The sequence below is a fragment of the Saccharopolyspora terrae genome, from assembly GCF_004348435.1.
In the GTDB taxonomy this organism is placed as follows: Bacteria; Actinomycetota; Actinomycetes; order Mycobacteriales; family Pseudonocardiaceae; genus Saccharopolyspora; species Saccharopolyspora endophytica.
Window position 1 is genome coordinate 42,520 of the sequence record NZ_SMKS01000045.1, and the last position, 7,411, is coordinate 49,930.

The 7,411-nt window shown below is 67.8% G+C and carries 2 protein-coding genes; both read left to right on the forward strand.

Going from position 1 to position 7,411, the window contains the following annotated elements; genetic code table 11:
- Nucleotides 1-186 precede the first annotated feature (186 nt).
- Entirely contained in the window at nt 187-6,801 is a 6,615-nt protein-coding gene (locus E1181_RS22090) for a golvesin C-terminal-like domain-containing protein (RefSeq protein ID WP_165944713.1), read from the forward strand.
- A 25-nt stretch (nt 6,802-6,826) separates the two neighbouring features.
- Nucleotides 6,827-7,252 carry a DUF4259 domain-containing protein gene (locus E1181_RS22095; RefSeq protein ID WP_165944714.1) on the forward strand — a complete coding sequence of 142 codons (426 nt, stop codon included), beginning with the start codon at nt 6,827-6,829 and terminating at the stop codon, nt 7,250-7,252.
- Nucleotides 7,253-7,411 lie beyond the last annotated feature (159 nt).

Consider the following 7,411-nt stretch of genomic DNA (forward strand, 5'->3'; position numbering starts at 1 on the left):
CAGTTCCCGATGTGGGCGAGTTCTTCGCGATTGGCGTGAAATGGCCGCTCGCATGCGGCATTCGGGCGCACGAAGAACATCCCCACCCGAATGGCGGATTGGGGGAGCGTGAGAGTGCCGCTAATTTCCGCCGAGTCGGATTCCGCGATTCCGCGGATCCGCGCGACTGGGGGAATTTCGGGCCGAATGGGGATGGCCGAGTTCCTCGTGCACGACACCACCGCGAAGGGGAACGCCGGGATGTCGAAATATCGGCGGCTGCTGGCTCTGTCGCTGTCCACCGCTCTCTTGGCCACCGGCGTCGCGCAGCTGCCCGCCACCGCGCAAGCACCCGGCCAGGACCGGCCGGGCAACCGCGACGAGCAGGTCTACCCGCTGCCCGGCCTCGACGACATCCGCGCGAACTGGACCAACAGCGATGAGTCCGCCGAGGGCAGGCGGCAGCGGGAGGAGTCCGCCCGCGCGCTCGCCCAGCCACCCGCCCCGGAGAAGCCGAGCGCCTACGACGCGCCCACCACCCCGCAGCGCATGATCCCCGGTGACGTGCACGAGGTCACCGTCACGCTCACCAACGTCACCGACCGGACCCTGTCGGCCAAGACCCACGCGCTGTCCTACCACTGGTCGCTGGCCGACGGCACGCCCCAGCCGGAGCTGCTCGGCGAGATCAAGACCGAACTCCCGCACGACCTCGAGCCCGGCGAGAAGGTCCAGCTGCAGGCCGAGGTCCGCGCCCCCAAGCTCGCCGACCTCGGCAACAAGCGCGAGCAGTTCGTCCTCAACTGGGACGTGCGGCACCGGCTCACCGGGCAGTGGTGGTCCGAGACCGACGACGTGCCGCCGCTGAGCCTGCCCGTCACCGTCGAAGACCCCACCTCCGACCAGCTCGGCCTGGAGCAGTTCTTCCAGTTCCAGGGCACCAACGCCGGTGCGGGTTCGACGGTGCTGGCCAACCAGCACGCCGGCAACGCGGTGTTCTCCTTCGACCCGATCAACAACCCCGGTCGCGGCCTGGCCAGCTTCGTGCGGCTGACCCACAACTCCCAGGACACCTCCCACTCCTACGCCGGTCACGGCTGGTCGGTGTCGGCCTCCAGCCTGACCCGGCTCGGCTCGCCGCTGCAGTTCCGCGGTCTGCTGCCCGGCCTGGTCGGGCACGCGAGCAAGGTGACCATGATCGACGGTGACGGCACCAGCCACACCTTCGAGCTCAACAAGAACGACAGCCTCGACCCGGCGAACTGGACCTACGACGAACCCGCCGGTGTCCACATGAGACTCAGCCGCGTCGAGCGCGGCTGGGAGCTGATGCGCCCCGACCGCAGCCGCGCCCTCTTCGACGAGCAGGGCTACCAGCGGTCCATGGTGGACGCCAACGGCAACACCCTGACCTTCAACTACGAGCAGACCCACCTCGGCGGGCGCAACACCGGCGTGCTCAAGAACGTCACCGACGCCACCGGCCGCCAGGTGCTCACCTTCGACTACTACGAGTGGGGCGAGAACGCGCCGCTGCTGATCGGGACCGTGAAGAAGCTGATCGGTTCGCTGACCAACCTCAACGTCACCAACCAGCTCAAATCCATCACCGACGTCTCCGGGCGCCGCATCGGTTTCGTCTACGACGACTTCGGCAAGCTCCGGCAGATCGTCGACGGCCAGGACACCGAAGGCGCCCGGACCTTCGCCTTCGACTACGACGGCGGGCTGCTCAACAACGCCAAGCTCACCTCCGTCACCGACCCGCTGGGCAACACCACGCGCATCGGCTACTTCGAAGGCGGCCTGCTGGACCTGCTGCACAAGAAGCGCGTCCAGGCCATCACCGACCGGCGCGGCGGGCGCACCACCTTCGACTACGCCGACCCGGACGGCGTGCACGGCTCCACCGTCGACTCGGTGGTCACCAATCCCAACGGGCATCGCACCGACGTGCGCATCGACGGCTACGGGCGGCCGGTGAAGCTCACCAACGCCAAGGGCGAGACCACCGAGCTGACCTGGGACGCCGACAACAACGTGGTGCGCATGGCCGAACCCAACGGCGCCCTGTCGACCTGGGTCTACGACCAGCGCACCGGGTACCCGCTGGAGATCCGCGACGCCCGCGCCAACGCCGAGCGCGGACCGCCGACCCGCTTGGACTACCGCTTCAGCGAAGGCGGCTACGTCGCCGACCTCACCGGCAAGACCACGCCCGAAGGCCGCACCTGGTCCTTCGGCTACGACGAGCGCGGCAACCTGCTCACCGTCACCGACCCGAAGGGCACCGCCACGCCCGCCGACGGCGACTACACCACCCGCTACAGCTACGACCGCTTCGGCCAGCTGCGGACCAACACCGACGCCAACGGCAACACCACCACCTACGGCGAGTTCGACCCCAACGGCTACCCGAAGCGCATCACCGACCCCTACGGCAACCACACCGACTTCTCCTACGACGTCGTCGGCAACGTCGTCGCCGCGACCGATCCGCTGGGCAAGACCAGCACCTACACCTACGACCAGTTCCGCAGGCCGCTGTCGACCAAGCAGCCGTGGGACCCGGCGAGCCCGGACCCGAACCGGCACCACGTGATCACGCCCGGTCCGGTCTACGACGCCAACGACAACACCGTGCGCACCACCGCCGCCAACGGCGCGGTCACCACCACCGCCTACGACCCCGGTGACCTGCCCGTATCGGTCACCGCGCCGAAGGACACCGCCGACGGCCCGGCCAAGGTGTCCACGATGGAGTACGACGCCGTCGGAAACCTGCTGCGCGAGACCGAACCCAACGGCACCGCCACCGGAACCCGAGGCGACTACACCACCAGCTACACCTACGACCAGATCGACCAGCTCATCGAGGTCACCGACGCGCACGGCGGCCGGACCACCGCCGAGTACGACAACGTCGGCAACGTCATCGAGGTGGCCGACGCCCGCAAGAACGCCACCCCCGACCCGGCCGACTTCACCAGCCGCACCGAGTACGACCTGCTGCACCGCCCGGTCGCGGAGTTCGACGCCGACGGCAACGTCGCCCGCACCACCTACGACCGCGACGGCAACCCCGTGGCCAGCACCGACCGCGCCGGGGTGCGCACCGACCTGGTCCTCGACGAGCGCGGCATGGTCACCGAGCAGCGCGTCCCGCACCGCGACGGCGTCGTGAACACCACCCGCTTCGAGTACGACCAGGTCGGCAACACCACCAGGACCATCACGCCGCGCGGCGTCAACACCCCCGAACCCGACGACTTCGCGCAGCAGGCCGTCTACGACAAGATGAACCGGGTCATCGAGGAGATCAACGCCTACGACCCGGCCGATGCGCGCTACAACCGGCCGAGCTCGACCCGCTACACCTACGACGCCGCCGGCCGCCCGACCGAGATCAGCGCCCCGCCCTCGGACGGGCAGCAGAACCGCAACGTCACCAGCTACGAGTACTTCGACAACGGCTGGATCTCCTCCAGCGAAGACCCGTGGGACATCCGGACCTCCTACGAGCACGACGCACTCGGCCAGCAGACCAAGCGCACCGTCAGCGACGAGAGCGGCAAGGCCAACCGGACGCAGACCTGGTCCTACTACCCGGACGGCAAGCTGCACCAGCGCAGCGACGACGGCGTTCCCGCCGGCCTGAACCCGGTGCTGGTCGACAACTCCGACCGCAACTACACCGAGGCGCGCGGCGACTGGGGCACCGCCGGTGACGGGCCGGACCACCAGGGCTACGACTACCGCACCCACCAGCCAGGACCCACCCAGGACAGCTTCGTCTGGAAGGCCGACGTCCCGGCTTCCGGGCGCTACGAGGTGGCGGTGCGGTTCCCGCGCGGTGAGGCCACCAACGCCACCTACACCGTCGAGCACGACGGCGGCCGCACCACCAAGACCGTCGACCAGACGCAGGTCAGCGAGGACGGCTGGGTCTCCCTCGGCTCCTACGACTACACCGAGGGCCAGCTGCGCTCGGTCACCCTCAACGGCGGCGCGGACGGCGCGGTCAACGCCGACGCGGTCCGCTGGGTGCGCGACAACCTCGGAACCCGCGACGACGAGCGCAAGACCTTCGAGCACTCCTACGACCCGAACGGCAACCTCACCCGGGTCACCGACAGCTCCTCCGGCGCTCGCGCCGACACGTACAACATCGACTACGACCAGCTGGGACGGGCGACGAAGGTCGACGAGCTGCAGGGCGGGAACCGCCGGCACTCCACGACGTTCGGCTACGACGAGACCGGCAACCTGCTCCGCTACCAGCACGACCAGCAGTCCGCGGAGTACGCCTACGACGCCCGCGACCTGGTCACCAAGGTCACCAACTCCAAGGCCGGCGACAACCCGGACCCCAAGACCAGCACGTTCGCCTACGACAAGCGCGAAATGCTGGTCACCGAGAACAAGTCCAACAACAACCGCACGGACTACGAGCACTTCCTGGACGGCAAGCTCTCGCACCAGATCGAGCGCAAGGCCGACGGCGCGCTGGTCAACGAGCACCGCGCGAGCTACGACGCCAACGGCAACCGGACCCGCGACGAGTCGCGGAAGATGAACGCGGACGACCACTCCGACACCATCGACCGCGACACCACCTACAGCTACGACCCGCGCGACCGGATCAGCGAGGTCCGCAAGTCCGGCGACGGCCAGGACTCCCGCGAGAACTACGTCAACGACGACAACAGCAACGTCATCGAGCAGACAGTCGGCGGCCAGACGTCCCGCTTCTCCTACGACCGCAACCGGCTGGTCTCGGCCAGCTCCAACGGCGCCACCACCCAGTACCGCTACGACACCTTCGGGCGGCTGGACAAGCTCACCTTCGCCGGCGATCCGCAGGAGTCCTACCGCTACGACGGTTTCGACCGCACCGCGCAGCACCGCCAGTACGGCCCGGGCGGGCAGGGCGGCGTCACCAGCGACTACAGCTACGACCCGCTGGACCGCACCACCCGCCAGTCCGTCACCGGCGACGGGGAGGACAAGAACACCGAGTTCACCTACCTCGGCATCGGCGACCAGGTGATCGGCGAGACCGAGAACGGCAAGCTGCGCAAGTCCTACCAGTACTCCGCGACGGGGGAGCGCCTGTCGCAGATCAAGTTCAACGACGACGGCAGCGAGGAGGACTCGGAGTACAGCACCAACTCGCACACCGACGTCGAAGCCACCACCGGCGACGACGGCAACACCCAGTCGACCTACGGCTACACCGCTTACGGCGAGGACGAGCAGTCGGAGTTCACCGGCGCCGACTCGCCCGAGGGCGGCCAGCCGTCGCAGGAACCCCAGAACGTCTACCGCTACAACTCGATGCGCTGGGACGCCTCGTCGGGCAACTACGACATGGGGTTCCGCGACTACGACCCGGGCTTGAACCGGTTCACCACCATGGACCTCTACAACGGGGCCCTGGCTGACCTGAACCTCACCACCGACCCGTTCACCCAGAACCGCTACGCGTTCGGCGGCGGGAACCCGTTGAGCCGGGTGGAGATCGACGGCCACGGTTGGCTCAGCGACCTCGGCCACGCGGCACTGGACGTCGCGGGCCTCGTCCCGGTCGTCGGCGAAGTCGCGGACCTGGCCAACGCCGGTTGGTACGCGGCCGAGGGCAACTACACCGACGCGGCCCTGTCCGCGGCGGGAGCGATCCCGTTCGTCGGCTGGGGAGCCGCGGCCGCCAAGGGAGGCAAGTACGCGGCCAAGGCGATCCGCAGCGGCACCAAGGGAGCCGACGAAGCAGCGGGCACGGCCAAGAACGCCGGCAAGCAGGGCGGCGGCACACCGCGCGGCGATTCACCGGGCGGAGGCAAACCCGACGGCGGCAAACCCGGGGGAGGCGACAAGCCCGGAGGCGGCGGGGACAAACCCGAAGGCGGAGGCTCCAACGCGCCCACCGCACCGTCGGTGAAAGCCGAGCCGCCACCACCGCCACCACCACCGAAACCTCCGGACGCGCAAACGCCGGGCTCCCCGAAGGGTGGCGGCAAGAACCCGAGCTGCAACAGCTTCGTCGGCGGGACTGGCGTGCTCATGGCCGACGGATCGCGCAAGCCGATCGAGCAGGTCAAGGAGGGCGACCAGGTTGTCACCACCGACCCCACGACCGGGCGAAGTGAAGTCCGCCCGGTAGCAGCCACGATCACCGGCTCCGGCATGAAGAACATGGTCGAGCTGACGGTCGACACGGACGGCGCTCGGGGCAACGCCACGTCCAAGGTCCAGTCCACCGACGGCCACCCGATTTGGGTGGACGACGAAGGCCACTGGTCGTTGGCCGAGGATGTCAAGCCGGGTCAGGAACTCCGCACGCCCTCGGGTGAGCGCTTGCTGGTCGTGTCCATCCGCACGTGGACGTCCTTCGACCGAATGGTCCACAACCTCACCATCGACGGCACTCCGACCTACAACATCGCGGTCGGTGACCAGAACGTCCTGGTCCACAACGCCGGGGCGCAACCCTGTGATCAGCTCGGTGATGCGTTCGGCGTGCCGAACCAGCCGGGTGTCTACACGATCCACATGAACAGCGGTGAGAAGTACGTCGGGATGTCCACCACCAACATCAACGGGCGAGTCAGTGCATCCATGGGCAAGAAGCACGCCGTTGGCTCACGTGGGTACGGGCCTTCAGACGTGGCCAATGTGACGTGGATGAATCTGCCTTCAGGCATCAAATCCGTTACGGCTCGGCGCTTGGAACAGACCGTGATGGAGGGCTGGAAGAGCCATGGGACGAAGCTCTTGAACCGGCGTGACCCGGAGATCCACGTTCCTGTGGGAGGGTATTTCTGACCCGCGCAACTTTGGAGGTACACCGTTGGGAACGTGGGCAACCAGTCCGTTCGGCAGTGACACTGCTCTCGACGTCATCGACGTGGTTGTGTCGTACTCGCCTGAAGAGCGCCTCGACTTCATCGAGCGCACATTGGTCTCCGCTGTTCAGAACGGTGAATCGTCAGAGGATCCGCTTCCTGATGAGACGCTGGCAGTTGCGGCGATACTCGCAGCCAATCTTCCTGGGGGAGCTGAACTTCCCTGGAATGAGGACGCGGAGGGAGTCGATCACTGGCTGACGAAGCCCGTGCACGCTCGTTATTCCGCACTCGCCGTGGAAGCGATCGAGGCGGCGCTCCCGCCCGAAGGTTGGTGGCGACGGAGCTGGGTTGATGCCAGCGACCGGCGCGAGTTCGACGAAGCCCTTGGTCGACTGCTCGTTGTGCTTCGCGCCGCAGCGCAGGATTGAGGCTTCCTTCGAGGATGACCCGCTTGCCCGAATACCCAAAGGTCGGGTTCCCGCGCGCTGGGGGACTGTGCGCGGGAACCCGACCTCATTTGGGGGCGTCCGTTCCGGTGCGCGGCATGGGGGGTGGCCGAACACCGGGTTTCGGACGGGGGTTTCGGC